This window comes from Hydrogenophaga sp. BPS33, assembly GCF_009859475.1.
Taxonomy (GTDB): domain Bacteria; phylum Pseudomonadota; class Gammaproteobacteria; order Burkholderiales; family Burkholderiaceae_C; genus Hydrogenophaga.
Genome location: NZ_CP044549.1, coordinates 1986242 through 2006373 on the forward strand (window position 1 = coordinate 1986242; position 20132 = coordinate 2006373).

The 20132-nt window shown below is 66.0% G+C and carries 19 protein-coding genes; 7 read left to right on the forward strand and 12 right to left on the reverse strand.

The window, feature by feature from the left end:
• The first annotated feature begins 27 nt into the window (after positions 1 to 27).
• Positions 28 to 1047, forward strand: a complete 1020-nt coding sequence (locus F9K07_RS09360) for an aromatic ring-hydroxylating dioxygenase subunit alpha (RefSeq protein WP_159591886.1) — start codon at positions 28 to 30, stop codon at positions 1045 to 1047.
• A 27-nt stretch (positions 1048 to 1074) separates the two neighbouring features.
• On the opposite strand, the gene F9K07_RS09365 is transcribed toward F9K07_RS09360, so the two are convergent.
• The 11 genes from F9K07_RS09365 to F9K07_RS09415 all read right to left on the reverse strand — a co-directional run bounded on the left by F9K07_RS09365 (position 1075) and on the right by F9K07_RS09415 (position 14798).
• Entirely contained in the window at positions 1075 to 1551 is a 477-nt protein-coding gene (locus tag F9K07_RS09365; RefSeq protein WP_159591889.1) for a nucleoside deaminase, read from the reverse strand.
• On the reverse strand, positions 1548 to 2321 hold the full coding sequence (locus tag F9K07_RS09370) for an ABC transporter permease (RefSeq protein WP_159591892.1): 774 nt from the start codon (positions 2319 to 2321) through the stop codon (positions 1548 to 1550). Before F9K07_RS09370 ends, F9K07_RS09365 begins: the two co-directional genes overlap by 4 nt.
• An 18-nt stretch (positions 2322 to 2339) precedes the next feature.
• A complete protein-coding gene (locus tag F9K07_RS09375) occupies positions 2340 to 3170 on the reverse strand; it encodes an ABC transporter ATP-binding protein (RefSeq protein ID WP_159591895.1) in 831 nt (276 codons plus the stop codon).
• Positions 3171 to 3243: 73 nt separating this feature from the next.
• The gene (locus F9K07_RS09380; RefSeq protein ID WP_159591898.1) at positions 3244 to 4278 is read right to left on the reverse strand and encodes an ABC transporter substrate-binding protein; all 1035 of its coding nucleotides are present in this window, start codon (positions 4276 to 4278) and stop codon (positions 3244 to 3246) included.
• A 238-nt stretch (positions 4279 to 4516) separates the two neighbouring features.
• The gene (locus tag F9K07_RS09385) at positions 4517 to 5998 is read right to left on the reverse strand and encodes a nucleobase:cation symporter-2 family protein (protein ID WP_159591901.1); all 1482 of its coding nucleotides are present in this window, start codon (positions 5996 to 5998) and stop codon (positions 4517 to 4519) included.
• A gap of 356 nt (positions 5999 to 6354) precedes the next feature.
• A complete protein-coding gene (locus F9K07_RS09390) occupies positions 6355 to 7341 on the reverse strand; it encodes an IS110 family transposase (protein WP_159591904.1) in 987 nt (328 codons plus the stop codon).
• Positions 7342 to 7718: 377 nt separating this feature from the next.
• Positions 7719 to 10010 (reverse strand): NADP-dependent malic enzyme, encoded by a 2292-nt coding sequence (locus F9K07_RS09395; RefSeq protein ID WP_159591907.1) that lies wholly within the window; start codon positions 10008 to 10010, stop codon positions 7719 to 7721.
• Positions 10011 to 10101: 91 nt separating this feature from the next.
• On the reverse strand, positions 10102 to 11352 hold the full coding sequence (locus tag F9K07_RS09400; RefSeq protein WP_159591910.1) for a M20 family metallopeptidase: 1251 nt from the start codon (positions 11350 to 11352) through the stop codon (positions 10102 to 10104).
• Between the two features lie 11 nt (positions 11353 to 11363).
• Positions 11364 to 13169: a 2-oxo-4-hydroxy-4-carboxy-5-ureidoimidazoline decarboxylase gene (gene uraD, locus F9K07_RS09405; protein ID WP_159591913.1), complete on the reverse strand. Its 1806-nt coding sequence runs from the start codon at positions 13167 to 13169 to the stop codon at positions 11364 to 11366.
• A 10-nt stretch (positions 13170 to 13179) separates the two neighbouring features.
• Positions 13180 to 14127, reverse strand: coding sequence for an allantoinase PuuE (gene puuE / locus F9K07_RS09410; protein WP_159591916.1), 948 nt, complete (start codon positions 14125 to 14127; stop codon positions 13180 to 13182).
• Positions 14124 to 14798 (reverse strand): GntR family transcriptional regulator, encoded by a 675-nt coding sequence (locus tag F9K07_RS09415; protein WP_159596880.1) that lies wholly within the window; start codon positions 14796 to 14798, stop codon positions 14124 to 14126. The genes puuE and F9K07_RS09415 overlap by 4 nt, the downstream gene beginning before the upstream one ends.
• A 67-nt stretch (positions 14799 to 14865) precedes the next feature.
• Between F9K07_RS09415 and uraH the strand changes: the two genes are divergently transcribed.
• Positions 14866 to 15219 (forward strand): hydroxyisourate hydrolase, encoded by a 354-nt coding sequence (gene uraH, locus F9K07_RS09420; RefSeq protein ID WP_159591920.1) that lies wholly within the window; start codon positions 14866 to 14868, stop codon positions 15217 to 15219.
• Positions 15220 to 15238: 19 nt separating this feature from the next.
• Here the strand turns inward: uraH and F9K07_RS09425 are convergent, their stop codons facing one another.
• A complete protein-coding gene (locus F9K07_RS09425) occupies positions 15239 to 15805 on the reverse strand; it encodes an energy transducer TonB (RefSeq protein ID WP_442907410.1) in 567 nt (188 codons plus the stop codon).
• A gap of 151 nt (positions 15806 to 15956) precedes the next feature.
• Here F9K07_RS09425 and xdhC point away from each other — a divergent pair, with 151 nt between their 5' ends.
• From xdhC to F9K07_RS09450, 5 genes are all read left to right on the forward strand, one after another.
• Positions 15957 to 16808, forward strand: coding sequence for a xanthine dehydrogenase accessory protein XdhC (gene xdhC / locus F9K07_RS09430; RefSeq protein ID WP_159591927.1), 852 nt, complete (start codon positions 15957 to 15959; stop codon positions 16806 to 16808).
• A gap of 140 nt (positions 16809 to 16948) precedes the next feature.
• Positions 16949 to 18145 carry a urate hydroxylase PuuD gene (locus F9K07_RS09435; protein ID WP_159591930.1) on the forward strand — a complete coding sequence of 399 codons (1197 nt, stop codon included), beginning with the start codon at positions 16949 to 16951 and terminating at the stop codon, positions 18143 to 18145.
• A gap of 80 nt (positions 18146 to 18225) precedes the next feature.
• The gene (gene fghA / locus F9K07_RS09440; RefSeq protein WP_159591933.1) at positions 18226 to 19068 is read left to right on the forward strand and encodes an S-formylglutathione hydrolase; all 843 of its coding nucleotides are present in this window, start codon (positions 18226 to 18228) and stop codon (positions 19066 to 19068) included.
• 3 nt (positions 19069 to 19071) lie between these two features.
• Positions 19072 to 19731 (forward strand): HAD family hydrolase, encoded by a 660-nt coding sequence (locus F9K07_RS09445; protein WP_159591936.1) that lies wholly within the window; start codon positions 19072 to 19074, stop codon positions 19729 to 19731.
• Positions 19732 to 19738: 7 nt separating this feature from the next.
• Positions 19739 to 20119 carry a Rieske (2Fe-2S) protein gene (locus F9K07_RS09450; RefSeq protein ID WP_159591939.1) on the forward strand — a complete coding sequence of 127 codons (381 nt, stop codon included), beginning with the start codon at positions 19739 to 19741 and terminating at the stop codon, positions 20117 to 20119.
• Positions 20120 to 20132 lie beyond the last annotated feature (13 nt).

Sequence of the window (20132 nt, forward strand, 5' to 3'; positions counted from 1 at the left end):
GGCCATTTCTTTCAGGAGCGCTTTGTCATGCTGGTCACCCAACAACCCGTCTTCCGCCGTTACTGGCACGCTGTCATGCCGTTGGCAGCGCTGGCCGACGGGCCCAAGCCATTTACCCTGCTCGGTGAAAACATCGTGCTCTTTCTGGACGAGCACGGCGCGCCGGCCGCTTTGAAGGACCGCTGCTGCCACCGCACCGCGAAGTTGAGCAAGGGTTGGTGCAAGAGCGGCGGCATCCAGTGCGGTTACCACGGCTGGGTCTACAACCGCCAGGGCCGCGTGATCGAGATTCCGCAGTACCCGAAGGAACGCGAGATCCCCAAGGACTACGGCACGGTGGCGTACCACTGCGTGGCGCGTTACGGCTATGCATGGGTGGCGCTGGAAGACCCGGTGGCCGAGGTGCCGGATATGCCCGAGTTCGAGGCCGAGGGCTGGCGCACGATTTTTCAGTTCTACGAGACGTGGCACACGAGCCCGGTACGCGCGCTGGAAAACTCGTTCGACAACTCGCATTTCAGCTTCGTGCACCGCGCCACCTTCGGGGTGGCCGCATCCCCAGCGCCGAGCAAGTACGAGCTGGTGGAAAACGACGCGGGTTTCTATGCCGAGACGGTGATCGATGCGGTGAACCCGGAGCGCTTCCAGCGCATCAGCGGCGTGAAAGACCCGATCACGCAGCGGCACATGCGCAACGCGTATTACCAGCCGTTCTCGCGGCGCCTGGACATCGAGTACCCCAGCGGCATCCGCCACGTGATCATCAACGCGTTCACGCCGATCGACGACGGCCGCATGCAGTTGTGCCAATGGCTGTTCCGCAACGACACCGAGGCCGATTGCCCGGCGCAGATGCTGATCGACTTCGACGACGAGATCACGCGCGAGGACAAGGACATTCTCGAATCGACCGACCCGGACGCGGTGGTGGACTTGCGGCGGCGCGGCGTGGAGTACTCGATGGACTCCGACCGGCCGGGGATCCTGATTCGTCGCCGCTTGATGGCCATGCTGAGCGCGGCGGGGGAGGCCGAGGCGCACCGCTGAGGCGCACCGGGGCGCCGGGCACCGCCGTCAGCGCGCCGCCCAGAAGCCCTGGTGCGGCGCGAGCATCTCGGCTTCGAGTTCGGGCACGGGGCCAATCACCTCGATCTGTTTCTGCCCGCGCGCCAGCACCTCGCGGCACGGCAACGACAAGGTGGGGTTCTCTTCGTGGTCGCCGGTGAGCGCGAGCAAGGCCTCTTCGCTCGCGCCGTACACCACGCGCCCGATGTTGGCCCAGTACAGCGTGCCGGTGCACATGGCACACGGCTCGAAGGTGGTCACGAGCGTGCAGCGCGCCAGGTATTCGCCGGGGTAGTTGTCGGCCGCCGTGCGCGCCAGCGTGGACTCGGCGTGGTTCACGGTGTTGATGTTGCCTTGCTCGGCCAGCACGGTTTCGCCATCGGGCGCGACGAGCAACGCGCCGAACGGGTGGCGGCCCATGCCGGCGGCGTGGCGCGCCACGTCGTTGGCGCGGCGCAGGTGGCGTTGCACTTGTTCGGGGGTCAAGCGCCTTGTGTTCCGCGGTGGGCCCAGCCGGTGGTGTGCTTCTCGACGTAGCTGAACAGCTCGTACATGAGCATGGCCATCACGCCGACCACGAGCAGGCCGCTGAAGGCCAGGCCCATCTGCATGGACGAGCCGGCCGAGATCAGCAGGTAGCCAATGCCTTCGTTGGCCGCCGTCATTTCCGACACCGTGGTGCCCACGAAGGCCAGCGTGATCGCGACTTTGAGCGAGCCGAAGAAGTAGGGCATGGAGCGCGGCAGGCCGACCTTCATCAACACGTCCCAGCGCTTGGCACCGAGCACGCGCAACACGTCTTCCAGCTCGGGCTCCAGCGTGGCCAGGCCGGTGGCGATGTTCACCATGATGGGGAAGAACGAGATGAGGAAGGCCGTGAGGATGGCCGGACCCGCGCCGATGCCGAACCACACCACGAGGATGGGCACGAAGGCCGCCTTGGGCAAGGCGTTGAACGCGGTCATGAGCGGGTACACGGCGGCGTAGGCCAGGCGCGAACTGCCAATGAGAAAGCCCAGCAGCACCCCGACCACGATGGCGATGCCGAAGCCGGCCATGGTGACCCAGTAGGTGCGCCACGCGTGGCCCAGGATGGTGGTCTTGTGTTCGACGGTCTGTTCCCAGATGCGCGAGGGGCTGGGGAAGATGAACTCCGACACGCCGAAACCGCGCGTGATCAATTCCCAGATCAGGACGATGGCCACCAGCAGGATGAAGGGGGACCAGCGTTCGAGTTGTTTTTGTCGTTGCGACATGTGGGTGCTCCCGCTTCCTTATGGGTTGATCACGGTGCCGGCCTTGCGCATCGCGCCGATGTGGCCGCGCAGCTCGTGCACGATGTCCGAGAACTCTTTGGTGTAGGTCACCTCCAGATCGCGCGTGCGCGGAATCGGGATCTCGCGTTGCACCACGAAGCGGCCCGGGCTCTTGCTCATGCAATACACCGTGTCGGCGAGAAACACGGATTCGCGCAGGTCGTGTGTGACCAGGATGACGTTGAAGCGTTGCGCTTCCCACAGGTCGCGCAGCGTGCACCAGAGTTCTTCGCGCGTGAACGCGTCGAGCGCGCCGAAGGGCTCGTCGAGCAGCAGCATCTTGGGTTCGTGGATCAGCGCGCGGCAGATGCTGGCGCGCTGCTGCATGCCGCCCGAGAGTTCCCACGGAAACTTGCTTCCCATGCCGCCCAGGCCCACGCTTTCCAGCAGCTTGAGCGCGCGTTCTTCGTATTCCTTGCGTCGGTCTTTGAACTGGCTGCGGTAGGGCTCCACGATTTCCAGCGGCAGCAGCACGTTGTCCAAGGTGGTGCGCCAGGGCAGCAGCGAGGGCGCCTGGAACGCCATGCCGGAGATCTTCAGCGGGCCGGTCACCGGCTGGCTGTCGATGCGGATGCGGCCGGTGCTGGGCATCTTCAGGCCGGTGGCCAGTTTCATGAAGGTGGACTTGCCACAACCCGAGGGGCCGACGATGGCGATGAATTCGCCGCGCTTGACCTTGAGGTTGATGTCTTCGACCGCGAAGATGTTCTGGCGGTGCAGCTCTTCGTTGTAGGCCAGCCAGACCTGGTCGAAGTCGACGAAGAGCTGTTCGCTGGGGGCTTCTTGCATGGGATCCGTCTTCCTGAAAAAAAGGCCAGCCGCCGGTGGGACGCTGGCCTTGTGGCGGGAGCGCCGAGGGGCTTTACTTCTTCACGGGCGGCAGCACGTTCAGGTCGGCGTCGGAGGGCATCATGGAGCCGTTCCAGATGTCGGCCACGGACACGCGGGTCTTGGTGCCGTAGGCGTCGGACACTTGCGAGGCCATGAGCGAGAGGCGCGCCGGGTCGACCTTGCCGAAGCCTTCCTTGCGCGCGTCGGGGCTGGCCACCACGGAGTCGATCGCCAGGGCCAGGCGGCGGGTTTCCAGTGGCACGTTGATGATGCCGTCGCGCTCTTTCACGGTGCCGATGGTGGCAGCGGGGTTGGCCATCACTTCCTTGGCGCCCTTGGCGAAGGCGGTCAGGAAGGCTTTGACGGCGGCCGGGTTTTCCTTGATGAGCTTGGGCGAAGCAATGATGGCGTTGCCATACAGCTTCACGCCGTAGTCCGCAAAGGGCAGGATGACCACGTCGGCCGTTTTCACGCCGCGCGCTTCCAGGTTGAGCAGCGAGGTGAAGGAGAAGCCGGTGATGGCGTCGATGTCACCGCGCACCAGCATGGTTTCGCGCAGCGGTGGGTCCATGGAGGTCCAGGCCACGTTGCCGATGTTGTTGGCCTTCTGGAACACCGGGAAGCCCTTGCGGCCGGCGTCGAACACGGGCGCGCCCATTTTCTTGCCGGTCAGGTCGCCGGGCTTGGTGATGCCACTCTTCTTGAGCGCGAGCACGGCGGCGGGCGTGTTGTTGTAGCCCATCATCACGGCCACGGGCTTGTTGGGCGCATCGGGGTTGTTGGCGTGGAATTCCATCAGCGCGGCCACGTCGGCAAAGCCCATGTCGTACACGCCCGAGGCCACGCGGGTGACCGTGCCGCCCGAGCCGTTGCCGGCATCGATGGTCACGTCCAGGCCGGCGGCCTTGTAGTAGCCCTTGGCGGCGGATTGCAGGAACAGCGCGGCAGGACCTTCGAAACGCCAGTCGAGTTGGAACTTGATGGGCGTCTGTGCCTGTGCGGTGCTGCCGAAGGCGGCGGCGGCGACCAGGGCGGCGGCGGTCTTGATGAGATGGCGCTTGTTCATGGGTTCTCCTGTGGTGAAGGGGTGGCGGGCGTTCGTTCGCGAAACCCGGGCGTGTGTGGCTGTCAGCAATAACGGTGCCAGCGCGGCCCACACGCCAAAAAAGGCGCCAAGGCGCCTTTTGAGCACAGAATTTGTATACACGTTCTGGTGTTGCCGGGTTTGCACGCCGTCGAGCGTAACCCCGAAAGGGTGCGCCCCATATCGGGGCTTGCACCATGTTGGGGGGCTTAAGACCCTCTCAGGCTTCGGCGTGTTTGGCGGCTTCGATGGAGGCCCGCGCGTCGCCCCGGCTGCCGTTGAAATACAGGTTGAGCGCGACGGCGCTGAGGGAGGCCAGCAGGATGCCGGACTCGATGAGCGGGTGGATGGCGTGCGGCATCCACTGTTTGAAGTTGGGCGCGACCAGGGGAATCATGCCGAAGCCGATGGAGACGGCGACGATGAAGAGGTTGTTGCGGTTGCCCTTGTAGTCCACGCCGGCCAGGATGCGGATGCCGGTGGCCGCGACCATGCCGAACATCACCAGGCCCGCGCCGCCGAGCACGAAGGTGGGCAGCGATTCAACCAGCGCGGCCATCTTGGGCAGCAGGCCGAGCACGATGAGGATGAGGCCGCCGGCCACGCAGACATAGCGGCTCTTCACGCCGGTCACGCCGACCAGCCCCACGTTCTGCGAGAAGCTGGTGTAGGGGAAGGTGTTGAAGATGCCTCCGATGAGCGTGCCCAGGCCGTCGGTGCGCAGGCCGGCGGTGAGGGCTTTCTGGTCGATCTTGCGCTCGGTCATGTCGCCCAGCGCGAGGAACATGCCGGTGGACTCGATCATGACCACGATCATCACCAGGCTCATGGTGAGGATGAGGATGGGGTCGAAGATGGGGGTGGCGATTTCGAAGGGCAGCACGAGGTCGAACCAGTGGGCTTTGCCGACCTTGTCGAAGTTCATGAGGCCGGTGGCGGTGGCGATGACGGCGCCGACGACGATGCCCAGCAGCACCGAGATGTTGGCGATGAAGCCCTTGGCGTATTTGGCGATGAGCAGAATGGCCGCGAGCACGATGGCGGCGATGGCGATGTGCGCGCCCTGGGCGTAGGCAGGGTTGGGCACGCTGCCGACGATGTTCATGCCGGCGGGCATGGGCGGCACGGCGCCGGTGGTGGCGGCCTGTTTGGCGGCGTCGAGCCATTGCAGGTGTTCGGGGCTGGGGATGCTGGGCGCGGTGGGGCCGAAGGGATTGCCGAAGATCCAGTTGATGCCGATGCGCATGAGGCTGATGCCGATGACCGCGATGATGGTGCCGGTGACCACGGGCGGGAAGAAGCGCAGCATGCGGCTGACGACGGGCGCGATGAGGATGGAGACCACGCCCGCGCCGATGATGGAGCCGAAGATGAGCCCGGCCCCTTGCACGCCGGGGTTGCTGTTGGCCATGGCGACCATGGGCGCGACGGAGGCGAAGGTCACGCCCATCATCACCGGCAGTTTGATGCCGAACCATTGGGTGGCGCCGAGCGCCTGGATGAGGGTGACGAGGCCGCAGCAGAACAGGTCGGCCGAGATCAGCATGGCCACTTGCTCGGGGCTGAGCTTGAGTGCGCGGCCGACGATGAGGGGCACGGCGACCGCGCCGGCGTACATCACCAACACATGTTGCAGGCCCAGCGCGGTGAGTTTGCCGGCGGGCAGGACTTCATCGCACGGATGGGTGGTGGAAGTGGCCATGGGTGTCCTTCGTTGATCGGTTTAATGCATGCACAAACTGTATACAAATTATGTTTACGATCGTATGGGGAGGGGCTAGGGGAAACCCGGTCTACTGACCAGCGGTCTTTGTTTCTTCGGCTTGTCGTTTCCTCGGGGTCCGGCCATCGGCGACCACGGGGCGCGGCTCCGCGGGTGTCCCCCGCCCGGGGCTTCGCCCCGTGCTCCTCCTTTACCCCACTGCGCCGCACCCCATGGCCGCCGATGACCTCGTTGGCACTCGATGCATTGAGACTGAGATCGTGGTGTGCTTGTGCTTTCGCTGCGCGTGAGCGATGGGCGTTCTGCGCAGCGGGGTAAAGACACCGTTGTGCCTGTCAAGTGTTTGCATCGCAGAAACGAGTGGCATCGAAAGGTGTTCTGGATTTGAGCACGCCATAAACGATGGCCAACAGCTTGTGCATACATGCCACGACGATCACTTTGCCCGGTTTGTTCTGAGCCTTCAAACGTTGCCAGAACGCGGCCACAGCCGGGTTGTGCCGGCCCGCGACCATGGCCGGGAAGTACAGCGCATGCTTGAGCTGACGGTGGCCCTGCGCGTGCGTGCCGCCCCGCTTGTTCAGCGATGTGCCGGACTGACGGATCGCGGGCGACAGACTCGCGTAGGCAATCAACGCCTTGACGCTCTTGAACCGTTCGGGTCGGCCAATGTAGGCCAGCAACTGAGGGATGGTCCGATCGCCCAGTCCGGGGATGCTGTGCAACAGCTGGGCACGTCCTCGCAGATGCGGATCGTCGTCAATGGTTTGACGGATTTGCGCCTTGACCTGGGCGATCGTCTTGTCCAGGGTCGCCAGCATCTCGTGCAGCGAGGCTTGCACAACGCCATGGGCCACCTCCAGGCGGTTGGCCTCGCTCTGGCGCATTTCCTGCAGGGCATCCAGTCTGGCGACCAAGGCCTGCAGCGCACGCACACCAGGCGCTGGCGCCTCCCACAGCTCGGGCGAGGCCATGCGGCAGAACCGCGCCAGGCTCTTCGAATCCCCCTGGTCGGTCTTGTTGCGCGTGCCCTCGAGTTCGATGAACCGCTTGACCCTCAAGGGGTTGACCACCGAGACCCGCACACCCAGGTCGTGCAGGTGCAGTGCCAGCGGTTCGTGGTACGAGCCTGTGGCTTCCATGCAAACATGCAGCGCAGCGAGCTCCTGGCCTTGCGGCAGGTGGGTCTGCAGCCATTGATGCAAGGCTGCGAAGCCCATGCCTGAATTGGCAAACACCTTGCAGCGGTACTTGCCTTCGTCGTTGAGCAAGGCCACATCGAGCTTGGCCTTGCTGACATCCACGCCCAGCGATGAAGTCATGCCGTTCTCCTGTCAACAACAGCGCCATATCCGACTTGCGCATCCTGATATGCGAGGTCGCCGCTGGCCACAGACCGGCGGCGCCCCAAGACACCGTTCGAGCTACAGCGTCGAATCCGAGAGCGTGCCCCACTCTTTACCGCGGGAGGCAATTCCAAAGGAGGAGATCGGGGTCACACTACGGGCTCTCTTCGGCGCGAGGAGAGCAGTTTGAACAATATCAGGAGGAGCCGCCCTCCCGGCGGCGGGGGACACCCGCGGAGCAGAGCGCCCATCGATCGCGCGCCCGCGAGGTGCAGGCATGTGGTGCAGGCAAGCAGTGAAGCCCAAAGAAAAGAGACGCCGCAGCGTCTCTTTCACGAGCAAGAGAAAAAACGTCAGGCCTTTGAGCCCACCGTGCTCGCCGCCGCCAGCGCCGTCATGTTGAGCACACGGCGCACCGTGGCCGCCGGCGTGAGGATGTGCACTTGTGCCGCCGCGCCCATGAGGATCGGGCCCACCGTGACTCCGCCGCTGGTGGTGGTCTTCATCACGTTGTAGAGGATGTTGGCCGCGTCCAGGTTGGGGCAGATCAACAGGTTGGCCGAGCCGGAAAGGGTGCTTTCGGCCAGGTAGGCCGCACGGATCTCGGGCTGCAGCGCGGCGTCGCCGTGCAACTCCCCGTCGCACTCGATCTCGGGGTGCGCGGCCACGAAGATGTCGCGCGCATCCGCCATCTTGCGCGCCGAGGCGCGCTTGCTCGAACCGTAGCTCGAGTGCGAAAGGAAGGCTACCTTGGGCGGCAGGCCGAAGCGCTGCACTTCCTGCGCGGCCATCCAGGCGATCTCGGCCAGCTGCTCGGCGCTTGGCGTTTCGTTCACGTAGGTGTCGGCGATGAACACCGGGCCCCGGTTGGTCATGAGCGCGTTGACCGAGGCGTACAGGTTCGCACCCTGGCGGCGGCCAAGCACGTTGTCGATGCGCTCCAGGTGCGTCATGTAGCCGCCGACCAGCCCGCAGATCAGCGCATCCGCGTCGCCCAGCGACAGCATGAGCGAACCGATGATGGTGTTGGAGCGGCGCACGGCCGCCTTGGACACCTCGGGCGTCGCGCCATGGCGGCCCATGATCTGGTGGTACTGCTCCCAATACTGGCGAAAGCGCGGATCGTCCTCGGGGTTGACGTTCTGCACGTCCACGCCGAGCTTCATGCGCAGGCCGGCCTTGGCAATGCGCGCTTCGATCACGGCCGGGCGGCCGATCAGGATGGGCGTGGCGAGCTGGTCGTCGATCGCCAACTGCGCGGCGCGCAGCGCGCGCTCGTCTTCACCGTCGGAGTAGGCCACGCGTGCCTTCTTGGGCAGGGCCTTGGCGGCGTTGAAGATCGGCTGCATCAGGATGCCGGTCTGGTACACGAAGCGGCCCAGCTGCTGGCGGTACGCGTCCATGTCGGTGATGGGGCGCGTGGCCACGCCGGAGTCGGCCGCGGCCTGCGCCACGGCCGGCGCAATGCGCAGGATGAGGCGCGAATCGAAGGGCTTGGGGATCAGGTAGTCGGGGCCGAAGCTCAGGTCTTGGCCGGCATACGCGCTGGCCACTTCCTCGCTGGTCTCGCTCTTCACCAGATCGGCGATCTGGCGCACGCAGGCCAGCTTCATTTCTTCGGTGATGCGCGTGGCGCCGCAGTCCAGCGCGCCGCGGAAGATGTACGGGAAGCACAGGACGTTGTTGACCTGGTTCGGGTAGTCGCTGCGGCCGGTGGCGATGATCACGTCGGGCCGCACGGCCTTGGCCAGCTCGGGGCGGATCTCCGGTTCGGGGTTGGCCAGCGCCAGCACGATGGGTTTGGGGCCCATGGTCTTCATCATCTCGGCGGTGAGCACGCCCGGTGCCGAGCAGCCCAGGAACACGTCCGCGCCGTTGACCGCGTCGGCCAGCGTGCGCTTGTCGGTCTTCTGCGCGTAGCGCGCCTTGGACTCGTCGTAGCCACCCGCGCGGCCTTCGTACACCACGCCCTTGGAGTCGCAGACGTAGATGTTGTCGCGCGAGACACCCAGGCCGACCATCACGTCCAGGCAGGCGATGGCGGCAGCACCCGCACCGCTCACGGCCAGCTTGACCTGGCCGATGTCCTTGCCCACCAGCTCCAGGCCGTTGAGCAGGGCGGCGGCCGAGATGATGGCGGTGCCGTGCTGGTCGTCGTGGAACACCGGAATGCCCATGCGCTCGCGCAGCTTCTTTTCGATGTAGAAGCACTCGGGCGCCTTGATGTCTTCGAGGTTGATGCCGCCCAGCGTGGGCTCCAGCGCGGCGATGATCTCGACCAGTTTGTCCGGGTCTTTCTCGTCGAGCTCGATGTCGAACACGTCGATGCCGGCGAATTTCTTGAACAGGCAGCCCTTGCCTTCCATCACCGGCTTGGCGGCCAGCGGGCCGATGTCGCCCAGGCCGAGCACGGCGGTGCCGTTGGTGACCACGCCGACCAGGTTGCCGCGCGAGGTGTATTCGGCGGCCATGGACGGGTCGGCCTCGATGGCCAGGCACGGGTAGGCCACACCGGGCGAGTAGGCCAGCGACAGGTCGCGCTGGTTGGACAGGGGTTTGGTGGCGTTGACCGAAATCTTGCCGCGCGAGGGCGTGCGGTGGTATTCGAACGCGGCGTCGCGCAGGGCTTCTTCAGCGGGGGTCATGCGTTGTCTCCATAGAGCGTGTATGCGGCGCCATTGTGTCACGCGCGCAAAAGCGAAACGCCGCGCGGGGCGCGGCGTTTCACGGGTGAATTCAGGGCGCTTGCAGCAGGTCGAGCAGGGTGCGCGCAATCACCTTGGTGGCGCGCCTGAGGTCGTCGAGCTGCAGGTGCTCGTCGGCGCGCTTGGCGTTGGACTCGCGCACCGTGCGCGGACCGGCACCATAGATCACGCCGGGAATGCCCCGCTCCACGTACAGGCGCACGTCGGTGTAAAGCGGCGTGCCAACGGCGGGAATGGCTTGGCCGAACACAGCCTGGCCGTGTTGCTGGATGGCCTTGACCAGCGGCTGGTTGCCCGGCAGGGGTTTCATGGCGCGCGCGAGCAGGATGCGGCGCACGTCGACCTTCAAGGCCTTGCCACCGCGCGGTGGGTTGAAGCTGGCCGCGGCCTGTTCGATGGTCTTGCGCAGCGCGGCCTCCACCTCGGCCGGGTCTTCCTCGGGGATCATGCGGCGGTCGACCTTGAGCACGACCTTGCCCGGGATCACGTTGGTGTTGGTGCCGCCGCTGATCTGGCCGACGTTGAGGTAGGGGTGGGTGATGCCCTCGACCTTCGAGGTCACCTGCAGGTAGTCGGCGTTGAGCTGGTAGAGCGCGTTGAGGATGTGGGTGGCGCCCTGCAGCGCGTCGGTGCCGCTGTCGGGAATGGCAGCGTGCGCCATGTCGCCGTGCACCGTCACTTCGAGCTGCAGGCAGCCGTTGTGCGCCACCACCACCTGGTAGCTGAAGCCGGCGGCGATCATCAGGTCGGGCTTTGTGAGGCCTTGTCTGAACAGCCAATCGGGTCCGACCTCACCACCGTATTCCTCGTCGTAGGTCACGTGCAGTTCCACGCCGCCAGCGAGCTTGGCGTTCAGGGATTCGAGCGCGCGGATGGCGAAGGTGAAGCTGGCGATGTCGCTCTTGCTCACGGCGGTGGCGCGGCCGTAGATCTTGCCGTCGGCGATCTCGCCGCCGTAGGGGTCGTGCGTCCAGCCTTCGCCGGGCGGCACCACGTCGCCATGCGCGTTGAGGGCGATGGTCTTGCCCGCGCCGCCGTAGGGCCGGCGCACGATCAGGTTGGTGATGGTCTGAAGGCCAGCCGCCTGCACTTCATCGGCGGGCACGGCGTGTTTCTCCGCGTTCAGGCCCATGGCCGCGAGCAGCTCGGCGGTGCGCTCGGCGTGCGGCGCGTTGTTGCCGGGCGGCGTGTCGGTGGGCACGCGCACGAGTTCCTGCAGGAACTTCACTTCTTCGTCGAAGTGGGCGTCGATCCAGGCGTCGAGTTGGGTGTGGAGGGTCATGGGCTTCTTCTTCAGGGTTCTTGGGCGAGTTGGTCGAGCAGGTGCGAGAAGGCGTTGACGCAGAGTTCCATGTCGTCGCTGGTGGTGGACTCCAGCGGGTTGTGGCTGATGCCGCCGTTGAGGCCGCGCACGAACAGCATGGCCTGGGGCATGACCTCGTGCAGCTTCATCGCGTCGTGGCCGGCGCCGCTGGGCATGCGGTGCAGGGGCACGCCCAAGGCATTCACCGCGCGTTCCCAGCGCGCTTGCCATTCGGGTGCGCTGGGAGCGGCGGCGGCGCGCATGGTCTCTTCGATCTTCAGGTCGATGCCGCGCTGCTCGGCGATGGCGCGCAGGCGCGCGAGGATGTCCCGCTCCAGCGCGTCGCGCTGCGCATCGCTGGGCGCGCGCAGGTCGAGCGAGAACAGGCAGCGGCCGGGCACCACGTTGATCGAACCGCCGGGCACCTGCAGCATGCCGATGGTGGCCACCGAATCGCCGTCGGCTGCGGCGCGCTGTTCGGCATAGAGCGCGAGCTCGGCCACGGCGCAGGCGGCGTCGCGCCGCCGGTCCATGGGGGTGGTGCCGGCGTGGCTGGCCATGCCGATGGCTTCGCACAGGTAGCGCACGCTGGCGTTGATGGAGGTGACCACGCCCAGGGGCAAGTCCATTTCGTTGAGCACCGGGCCCTGTTCGATGTGGACCTCGACGAAGCCGAGGTACTTCGACGGATCGCGTTGCAGTGTGGCGATGGCTTCCATCGTCGCGGGCAGGCCGGCGTGCTGCATGGCCTGGCGCATGGAGATGCCGTCTGCGTCCTGCTGGTCGAGCCAGGACGGGTTGAAGTGGCCGGTGAGCGCGCCCGAGCCGAGAAAGGTGGCCTTGTAGCGCTGGCCTTCTTCTTCGGCGAAGCCCACCACCTCGAAGTCGAACGGCAGGCGCCGGCCGGCCGCGTGCAGGCGTTGCACGCAGGCCATGGGCGCGAAGATGCCCAGGCGACCGTCGTATTTGCCACCGTTGCGCACGGTGTCGTAGTGGCTACCCGTGAGCAGTGTCTTGACGCCCTCTCCCGCTTGCCGGAGAGGGTTGGGGTGAGGGTGCGCGAGGTAGCGGCCAACCACATTCCCTACCGCATCCACCCCCACCTCATCAAACCCACATGCCCGCATCCGCGCCACCAGGTCCGCCGCGCAAGCGCGGTGCGCATCCGTCAGGTACGTGACCGTGAGCTGGCCTTGTTCGGCGAACCCGGGGTCGCTGTGGCGCGCGAGGTCCTCGTGCCAGTCCCACACCGCGTTCCCCGTGGCCGGCTCGAAGCCGAACTTGTCGTTGAGCCGGATCTCGGCAATGCGGTGGATGTTGCGCAGGCACTCGGCGCGTTCGAAGTCCACCGGATTGCCCAGGCGGCGTTCGAACGTGGCAATGATCTCGCGCTTGGCCAGGCCCAGGCCGCGTGGGCCGCGCACGGCGAGGATGAACGGGAAGCCGAACTTGGCGTTGTACTGCGCGTTGAGCTGCTGGATGTGCGCGAACTCCTGCGGCGTGCAGTTCGTGAGACCGGCCTTGGTCTGCTCGTTGGTGGACTCGGCGGTGAGCGACTGGGCGACCATCGCCTTGCCCGCGAGTTCGGGGTGGGCGCGGATCAGGGCCAGCTGCGGCTCCACGCCCGCATCGGCCAACACCTTCACCATGGCGTGCTTGAGCGCGGCCAGCGAGGCGAAAGGGCGTTGCGCGAGTGCCTGCTCGGCGATCCAGGGCGAGTGCTCGTAGAGGCCGTCGAGCATCTGCGTGGCCTCGGGCAGCGGGGCATGGTTGAGTTGGTCCAGGGTGATCGGCATGGCGTGGGCCTCAGGCGGTGACAGGGTGCGTGTTCTTCCAGTGGCGCGCGATGTCGATGCGCCGCGCCACCCACACGTGTTCGTGCTGCTGGATGTGGTCCAGAAAGCGCTGCAGCGCGGTGATGCGCCCCGGGCGGCCGAGCAGGCGGCAGTGCATGCCGATGTTCATCATCTTGGGCCGGTCCAGGCCGTTCGGGTCGCCTTCGGCGTAGAGCGCGTCGAACGTGTCCTTCATGTACTGGAAGAACGGGTCGGCGTGGGAGTAGCCCTGGGGCAGGGCGAAGCGCATGTCGTTGCAGTCCAGCGTGTAGGGCACGATGAGCTGGTGCGCGTCGCTGCCATCGGTCTTGCGCACTTTCATCCAGAACGGCAGGTCGTCGCCGTAGTAGTCGCTGTCGTATTCGAAGCCGCCGAAGTCCGCCACGAGGCGACGCGTGTTCGGGCTGTCGCGCCCGGTGTACCAGCCCAGCGGGCGGCTGCCGGTGAGTTGCTCGATGAGTTGCATGGCCTGCGCCATGTGCGCGCGCTCGGTGGCCTCGTCCACGTTCTGGTAGTGGATCCATTTGAGGCCGTGGCAGGCGATGTCGTATCCGAGTTCCTGGAACGCGGCGGTCACGTCCGGGCTGCGTTGCAGCGCGGTGGCCACGCCAAACACCGTGAGCGGCAGGCCACGCTTTTCGAACTCGCGCAGGATGCGCCACACGCCGGCGCGCGAGCCGTATTCGTAGATGCCTTCCATGCTGATGTGGCGCGCCGGGTAGGCCGCCGGGTTGAACATTTCCGAGAGGAACTGTTCGGACGCATCGTCGCCATGCAGCACGCTGTTCTCGCCCCCTTCCTCGTAGTTCAGGACGAACTGCACGGCGATGCGCGCGCCGTTGGGCCAGCGGGCGTGGGGAACGTCGCGGCCGTAGCCGGCCAGGTCGCGTGGATACGCGAGCGTGGAGTCGTAGGTCATGACAAGGCTTGGGAAATGTCGTTGACGGGCAGCTTGCGGTCGAAAGTCAGGTTCTGTTCGACGTTGAGCAGGTGTTCGTCCATCAGGCGCACGGCCAGCTCTTCGTCGCGTGCGGCCAGCGCCTTGACGATCTCCGCGTGCTCTTCGCTGGAGTGTTCGGCGGCCTGGTTGCTCTGGTACATGAGCGTGATCAGCGCGCAGCGCGAGATGAGGTCGCGCAGCAGTTCGGCCAGCACCTGGTTGCCCATGAGCTCGGCCATGCGCACGTGGAAGTCGCCCAGCAGCTCGATGCGGCCGGGCACGTCCTGGTTGTTGACGGCCTGCTTTTCCTGCGCCACGTGCTCACGCAGCGCCTTGATCTTGGCGTTGGTCACGCTGCGCACGAAGGCGCGCGTCATCTCCACTTCCAGCATGCGGCGCACCGCGAAGACCTGCTGGGCTTCCTGCACCGAGGGCGTGGCCACGAAGGCCCCGCGCGCCGGCTCCAGGCGGATCAGGCGGTTTTGCGACAGCTGGAACAAGGCCTGGCGCACCAGGGTGCGCGACACACCGAAGTGGTCGGCCAGCTTTTGCTCGGCCAGCTTGGTGCCCGGGTGCAGGCGGTGCTCCACGATGGCGCGCGTGAGCGACTCGACGATGTGCAAGGTGCTGGAGGTTTCCATGCGCCGCATCATATCCAGAAAAAGCAAAAAGTGTATACACTTTCGGTCGACCATCCATCACGCAAAGGAACCGACCATGGGTTTGAGCACACACGTTCTGGACACGATGCACGGCTGCCCGGCCGCTGGCATGGCGGTGGAGTTGCATACCACCAAAGGCGATCAGGCCACGCTGGTCAAGCGCTTCATCTTGAATGCCGACGGGCGCAACCCCGACGGGCCGCTGTACGACAACGCCAGCCTGAAGGTGGGCACCTACCGGCTGGTGTTCGACGTGAAGGGCTATTTCGCGGCCCGGGGCGTGGCCTTGCCCGAGCCCAATTTCCTCAACCGCGTGTCGCTCGATTTCGGTGTGGCGCACGTCGACCAGCACTATCACGTGCCGCTGCTGGTGAGCCCGTGGAGCTACTCGACGTACCGGGGGAGTTGAGAGCGGTTGCTTGCGCGGCTCAGTTGCTGCGTTGGCCTTCGGTCAGCGTGTCGAGCTGGAACTTGCCGCTCCGGTCCCACAGCCAGACGTCGGTGTAGACCACACCGCCCATGCGCATCGGCGCGGGAAAGGGCGAGGCGGCACGCAGCGTGCGCTCGATCTCCCGGACCACGTCGGGCGCGTGGCTGGGCGCGCGCATCCAGCTGACGTTGCGCACATTGCCACGCGCATCCACGTGCACCTGCACCACGCCCACCGCATGCATCAACGGAGGCAGCTTGCCCTTGTAGATGCGATCGCCGTTCTGGGCGTAGATGTGGCGCGCCCCATCCTTGCGGTAGTCGAGCGGCGACATGGCATGCGAGATGTGTGCCGGCGGTGGCAACTGCGCAGCGGGAGGGGGCGGCGGTGCCGGCACGGGCGCCGGTGGCGGCGCGGGAGGCGGCGGTGGGGGCGGGGGCGAGGCACAGGACGCCAGCAGGGCGGCGGTGCAAACCCCCAGCCAGCCCCAGACAGCGCGCAACGGGCGGACGGGGGAGGGCGTGGCGGGGCTCACGCGGGTGGATTCTCGGGGCGGGACGGGCATCTCGGTGCGGTGGTTAGGGGGCGGGCCATACGCCGTGGCGCATGGAGTCTATCGGCACTTGTGTCAAAGCCTGCGTACAGTAACGGCGGATACTCCAATGCCTATATGCCGATTACGTCTTCATACATCTTCTTTGACGTCGACGCCACAGATGCTTTCAGACCTTGATACCTTGCTGTTGCATCTGGCGACGGGCCATGCCGTGCTGGTGACAGTCGGCACCACGAAGGGTTCGGTGCCGCGCGAGTCGGGGGCCTGGATGGCCGTGCTGGCCGGGCCTGGCGAGCGCGTGATCGGCACCATTGGCGGCGGCCACCTGGAATGGGACGCGATGCGCCAGGCGCGGGAAGCCTTGGCAGACGCGCCGGCCATGGCGCGGCCTGCCTGGGAGCAGTCGGTGGTGCTCGGCCCCAGCCTGGGGCAGTGTTGCGGCGGCGCGCTCGTGCTGTGTTTCGAGCGGGTCGATGCCTCTCACATTCCCGCGCTGCGCGCGCGCCTGAGCGCCGGCCATGCACCGCTGGCCTTGTTTGGCGGCGGGCACGTGGGGCGCGCGATCGTGCAGGCGCTCTCACCGCTGCCTTTCGAGGTCGCCTGGATCGACAGCCGCGACGAGGTGTTTCCGCCGGACCTGCCCGCCCATGTGCGTGCCGAGCATTCCGACCCGGTGCAGTCGGCGGTGCGCGATCTGGTGGCGGGCTCCAGCGTGTTGATCATGAGCTTCTCGCATGCCGAAGACCTCGACATCGTCGCCGCCTGCCTGCAGCGCCTGCGCGAGCGCGCGGACCTTCGCTTCATCGGCCTCATCGGCAGCGCCACCAAATGGGCCACGTTTCGCAGCCGCTTGCGCCACCGGGGCTTTGGCGACGCGGAGCTCGCGCGCATCACCTGCCCGATTGGTCTGCCTGGCATCCGGGGCAAGGAGCCGGCGGTGATCGCCGCCTCGGTCGTGGCGCAGTTGTTGCTAGAACAAGCCTCGGGGGAAACCCCAGCTTTGACGGCTTGAATGTTTTCAAAAACTGTATACACTTTGTGCGATCGGTCGCAGCGGAGCAGGTGTCCCCACAACACCCAATCGCGGCCCTCAGACGACTCAGAGCGCCCGCGGTGGTGAGTCGCAAGTGTTGACCTTGCATTGAGGTGCTCATGGAAACGTATCTGCTCGACTGGGCCAATCTGCTGCTGCGCTGGCTGCACGTCATCGTCGCGATCGCCTGGATTGGCTCCTCGTTCTACTTCGTCTTTCTCGACAGCAGCCTCACACCGCCCGAGGACGAGCAGCTCAAGAAGGACGGGGTGAGCGGTGAACTGTGGGCCGTGCACGGCGGCGGTTTCTACCACCCGGTGAAGTTCGCGGTGTCGCCGCCGAAGCTGCCCGACCACCTGCATTGGTTCTACTGGGAGAGCTACTCCACCTGGCTCTCGGGGTTCGCGTTGTTCCTCGTGTCCTATCTGTGGAGCCCAAGTGTCTATCTGATCGATCCCAAAGTGATGGACTGGAGTCCGGCCGCGGCCATATCGGCGGCGCTGGGCTTCCTGGTGGTGTTCTGGCTGCTGTACGACGTGATCTGCCGCACCCTGGGGCAGAAGGACAACGGCGACGCCAAGGTCGGCGCGCTGGTGCTGGTGCTGGTGTGCGTGGCGGCCTGGCTGGCCACGCAGTTGTTCGCCGGCCGCGCGGCCTTCCTGCTGATGGGCGCGATGATCGCGACGGCCATGAGTGCCAACGTGTTCTTCTGGATCATTCCGGGCCAGCGCACCGTGGTGGCCGATCTCAAGGCCGGGCGCCCGGTCGACCCGATCCACGGCAAGCGCGGCAAGCAGCGCAGCGTGCACAACACTTACTTCACGCTGCCGGTGTTGTTCGCGATGCTGAGCAACCACTACAGCTTCACCTACGCGCACGAGTACAACTGGCTGATCCTGATCGGCATGATGTTCGCGGGCGCGGCGATTCGCCAGTTCTTCGTCATGCGCCACGGCTACAAGCTGGGCCGCAACAAGCACCCCTGGCCTTATGCCGCGGCGGGCGTGGTGGTGCTGATCGCGTTGATCGTCTGGCTCAAGCCCGCGCCGGTGCAGGCGGTGGCCGTGCCGCAGACGGTGAGCTACGCGCAACTCAAGCCGGTGATCGAACAGCGTTGCGTCATGTGCCATGGCGAGGCGCTGCAGTCCAAGAACGTGCGGCTGGACACGCCCGACGCGCTCAAGCTGCACGCGCAGGCGGTGTACCAGCAGGCGGTGGTGGCCCGCACGATGCCCATGAACAACGCAACGGGCGTGACCGAGGAAGAGCGGGCCCTGATCGGCCAGTGGTTCAAGACCGGTGCAAAAGTCGATTGATGGCGCGCTTCGGTGGGGTATGTGATCTGCGGTAACCTCGGGGCCGATTTCACATTCGACTCCCTCCCCCGAAAGTTCACATGGATTTTGAAACCTTGAGCGAACACCGCTGCTTCGGCGGTGTGCAAGGCTTCTACCGGCATGCGTCGACCGAGATCGGTTTGCCGATGAAGTTCGGCGTGTTCGTTCCCCCCCAAGCTGCACAGGGCCCGGTGCCGGTGCTGTTCTATCTGGCGGGTCTCACCTGCACCGAGGAGACCTTTGCCATCAAGGCCGGTGCGCAGCGCGTGGCGGCCGAGTTGGGTTTGATGCTGGTGTCGCCAGACACCAGCCCGCGCGAGACTGGCATCGAAGGCGCGGGCGCGGCCTGGGACTTCGGCCACGGCGCGGGCTTCTATCTTGATGCGACGCAAGCGCCCTGGTCCTCTCACTTCCGCATGGAGAGCTGGATCACCAGGGAGCTGCGCTCGCTGGTGCTCTCTCAGTTCCCCGCACTCGCCGATCGTGTGGGCCTCTTCGGCCACTCCATGGGCGGCCATGGCGCACTCACACTGGCGCTGCGCCATCCGGGCCTGTACCAGAGCGTCTCGGCGTTCGCCCCCATCGCCGCGCCGATGCAGTGTCCGTGGGGCGAGAAGGCGTTCACGGGATACCTGGGGTCGGACCGCGCGCGCTGGGCCGCCCACGATGCCACCGAGCTCGTGAAGTCGGGCCGCAAGGCGGCCCCCTTGCTGATCGACCAGGGCCTGGCCGACAACTTCCTGCCCACGCAGTTGCACCCGCACCTGTTCGAGGCGGCCTGTGCCCAATCGGGTCAGGCGCTGACCTTGCGCCGGCACGAAGGCTACGACCATGGCTACTACTTCATCGCCAGCTTCGTCGAAGACCACTTGCGCCACCACGCGAAAACCCTTCTGGCCTGACCCATGCGCCCGCGCCGATTCGATCTCATCGCCTTCGACTGGGACGGCACCCTGTTCGATTCCACCGCCCTGATCGCCCGCTGCATCCAGGCGGCCGTGATCGATGTGGGTGGCACACCGCCCTCCCGCGAAGCCGCCAGCTACGTGATCGGCATGGGCCTGATGCAGGCGCTGGAACATGCCGCGCCCGATGTGCCACGCGAGAAATACCCGTTGCTGGGCCAGCGCTACCGCCACCACTACATGGCGGCGCAGAACGACCTGAGCCTGTTCGAGGGCGTGCTGCCCATGCTGGGCGAACTGAAGCAGCGCCACCATTGGCTGACCGTGGCCACCGGCAAAAGCCGCCGGGGGCTGGACGAGGTGCTGGACACGGTGGAGCTCAAGGGCATGTTCGACGGCTCGCGCACCGCCGACGAAACCGCCGGCAAGCCCAGTCCTCTCATGTTGCACGAGCTGATGCGCGAGTTCGGCGTGGAGCCGTCACGCATCCTGATGATCGGCGACACCACGCACGATCTGCAGATGGCCCTCAATGCCGGCTGCGCGAGCGTGGGTGTGAGTTACGGCGCACACGAACCGGCCACGTTCGACGCGCTCAGGCCCTTGCGCGTGGTGCATTCGGTGCGCGAGCTGCACGACTGGCTGAATCTGAACGCTTGAGGATGCCATGACCCTCCCACCCGACGATCCAGTCTATGCGCTGTGCAACAGCCACGATCTGGTCGACGGGGGAAGGGCGGTGTCGTTCGACGTGGTGTATGCAGGCCAGACCTGCCGCGCCTTTGCCATTCGCTACCAGGGGCAGCCACACGCCTACCTGAACCGGTGCGCGCACGTGGCCATGGAAATGGACTGGCGGCCCGACCAGTTCTTCGACGACACCGGCCGCTGGCTGCTGTGCGCCACGCACGGCGCGGCCTACGAGCCCGATACGGGCGCCTGCCGTGCCGGTCCGTGCCGAGGGGGGCTGGTGAAAATTGAGTTGGTGGAGCACGGCGGGGTAGTCCACTGGCGGTCACAATACCACCTCAAACCCCTTGAATTCTGAGAACGTCCCGACC

Bases quoted from the DNA above. Each gene is read 5' to 3' on its own strand.
- F9K07_RS09425 (WP_442907410.1), bottom strand. From the start codon at position 15,805: ATGCCCGTCCCGCCCCGAGAATCCACCCGCGTGAGCCCCGCCACGCCC.
- F9K07_RS09370 (WP_159591892.1), bottom strand. From the start codon at position 2,321: ATGTCGCAACGACAAAAACAACTCGAACGCTGGTCCCCCTTCATCCTG.
- puuE (WP_159591916.1), bottom strand. From the start codon at position 14,127: ATGACCTACGACTCCACGCTCGCGTATCCACGCGACCTGGCCGGCTAC.
- F9K07_RS09395 (WP_159591907.1), bottom strand. From the start codon at position 10,010: ATGACCCCCGCTGAAGAAGCCCTGCGCGACGCCGCGTTCGAATACCAC.
- F9K07_RS09375 (WP_159591895.1), bottom strand. From the start codon at position 3,170: ATGCAAGAAGCCCCCAGCGAACAGCTCTTCGTCGACTTCGACCAGGTC.
- F9K07_RS09360 (WP_159591886.1), top strand. From the start codon at position 28: ATGCTGGTCACCCAACAACCCGTCTTCCGCCGTTACTGGCACGCTGTC.
- F9K07_RS09385 (WP_159591901.1), bottom strand. From the start codon at position 5,998: ATGGCCACTTCCACCACCCATCCGTGCGATGAAGTCCTGCCCGCCGGC.
- F9K07_RS09445 (WP_159591936.1), top strand. From the start codon at position 19,072: ATGCGCCCGCGCCGATTCGATCTCATCGCCTTCGACTGGGACGGCACC.
- fghA (WP_159591933.1), top strand. From the start codon at position 18,226: ATGGATTTTGAAACCTTGAGCGAACACCGCTGCTTCGGCGGTGTGCAA.
- F9K07_RS09435 (WP_159591930.1), top strand. From the start codon at position 16,949: ATGGAAACGTATCTGCTCGACTGGGCCAATCTGCTGCTGCGCTGGCTG.
- uraH (WP_159591920.1), top strand. From the start codon at position 14,866: ATGGGTTTGAGCACACACGTTCTGGACACGATGCACGGCTGCCCGGCC.
- F9K07_RS09415 (WP_159596880.1), bottom strand. From the start codon at position 14,798: ATGCGGCGCATGGAAACCTCCAGCACCTTGCACATCGTCGAGTCGCTC.
- F9K07_RS09380 (WP_159591898.1), bottom strand. From the start codon at position 4,278: ATGAACAAGCGCCATCTCATCAAGACCGCCGCCGCCCTGGTCGCCGCC.
- xdhC (WP_159591927.1), top strand. From the start codon at position 15,957: ATGCTTTCAGACCTTGATACCTTGCTGTTGCATCTGGCGACGGGCCAT.
- F9K07_RS09400 (WP_159591910.1), bottom strand. From the start codon at position 11,352: ATGACCCTCCACACCCAACTCGACGCCTGGATCGACGCCCACTTCGAC.
- F9K07_RS09390 (WP_159591904.1), bottom strand. From the start codon at position 7,341: ATGACTTCATCGCTGGGCGTGGATGTCAGCAAGGCCAAGCTCGATGTG.
- uraD (WP_159591913.1), bottom strand. From the start codon at position 13,169: ATGCCGATCACCCTGGACCAACTCAACCATGCCCCGCTGCCCGAGGCC.
- F9K07_RS09450 (WP_159591939.1), top strand. From the start codon at position 19,739: ATGACCCTCCCACCCGACGATCCAGTCTATGCGCTGTGCAACAGCCAC.